This window comes from Nitrospirota bacterium (assembly GCA_040757335.1).
Classification (GTDB): Bacteria; Nitrospirota; Nitrospiria; order 2-01-FULL-66-17; family 2-01-FULL-66-17; genus JBFLXB01.
This window is the reverse complement of sequence record JBFLXB010000061.1, coordinates 1-1,654: the sequence shown is the minus strand read 5'-3', so window position 1 is coordinate 1,654 and position 1,654 is coordinate 1. Positions and strand designations below refer to the sequence as shown.

1 protein-coding gene is annotated in these 1,654 nt (G+C 61.4%); it reads left to right on the top strand.

Annotation, left to right across the window (positions count from 1 at the left end; genetic code table 11):
- Positions 1–165 precede the first annotated feature (165 nt).
- Positions 166–1,251, top strand: a complete 1,086-nt coding sequence (locus AB1451_16885; protein MEW6684570.1) for a transposase — start codon at positions 166–168, stop codon at positions 1,249–1,251.
- The last annotated feature ends 403 nt before the right edge of the window (positions 1,252–1,654 follow it).

Genomic DNA, 1,654 nt, shown 5'->3' with positions numbered 1-1,654 from the left:
AAAACTAGAGCCCTCGCGGGCGCGAGTGTTTCGGTCATTCGTCCTTTGGATTCGGAATCTTGTTCGGCATTTCGTGAAGATCTATGAAGGCGGGGCATCCCCCCCGGATTAGCGGTAGTCTGTTGTTGACGCAGCAGACCATCCAGCTATCAGAAGGGAGGCCCCATGCGAGGCAGACATTTTATCGGATTGGACACGCATTGTGCATTTTGTGAGATGGCCGTGGTGAGCGAGGCCGGACAAGTGGTGAAACGGCAACGCTGTGGCACGACGATACCAGAGCTTATGGAAGCTATCGTGTCGGTGCCTGCTCCGCGCTATCTCGTCTTTGAGGAGGGTCCGCTGGCCGACTGGCTGTACCGGAATCTTCGAACGCAGGTGGATGAGATCGTCGTGTGCGAGCCGCGCCGCAATCGACTGATCGCCGAAGATGGCGACAAAGATGATCCGATCGATGCCCCGAAGCTGGCCCAGCTCTATCGCGGGGGATACATCAAGCCCGTGCATCACACGGAGAGCTTTGAACGGATCGTGCTCAAGCAGATGGTGGGACTGTATCACGATCGCGTTCGCAACCGTGTGCGACAGGCCAATCGGATCATGGGCCAGTTGCGTCAGCACGGCGTGTTCGTGCGGGAGAGCGCCTTCTGCGAGCCGAAGCAGCGCCAGGCCCTGTTGGAGCGCTGGACGTCGGACCGCACGCTGCGGGCGGCACTGCAGCTGTTGTGGGAGGGCTACGAACTGGCCCTGCGACAAGCCGACGGCATGCGCCGCATGATGGTGCGACTGGCGCGGCGCGAGGAAGTCATCCGGCGGTTCATCGCCGTTCCCGGCGTGCACTGGATCCGGGCGGCGACGTTCTTCGCGTATGTGGACACCCCTTGGCGATTCAGGAGCAAGTCGGCGCTGTGGAAGTATCTCGGGATTGGCTTGCAGCGGCGCCGCAGCGGGGAAGGCCCCACGGCTGTGTTCGTGCCAACGGATGTCAACCGAATTCTCAAATGTGCAGTCCTGGGCGCGGCCAAGTCGGCGATCGCGACCAAGGACAATCCCTTCGCCGACCAGTATGCGAGGTATGTGCATGAGGGACTGTCGCTCCGCAACGCCCGTCGCAGCGTGGCTCGAAGCCAGACGGCGGTGATGTGGGGCATGTGGAAAAATGGCAGCGTCTATCGGCCCGAGTGGGTCGGTCGGACGGGCGTCGGTGAGGCCGGCGCGTCATCGTCCGGGCCATCGTCGAGTTCTGCGTAGGCGGCGGAGTTCCTACCGAAGCACTGGACTCTGGTCCCTCGCGATCGGGAGTCCCCCTTTCGTGAATGAACCCGCCGCTTGCGGCTACGCCCCAAGATCTTCATGGACCCCGCGTGGAGTCCCGGATAGGTGCATCGGCGACTTTCTTAGGATCGCCTGCATCCCAAGGTCGAACGACGGGCCAGACGATGAACACGCGCGCTGCAACTAAAATCGACGCCGTTCCGTCGAACAGGCCATTCGCGGTCGAGGCGTTCGTGCCGGAATGGAGGAGGCCCCTTGGAAAGTCAACAACAGCGCCGCCTCCGCAGAGGAGGTCTATTGACTTTCCACTTCATATAGGTGCTTCGGCGCTCTAAAGCGAATGGGGATTTCAAGGGCGATTGCCCTTGGCTAGTTAGAG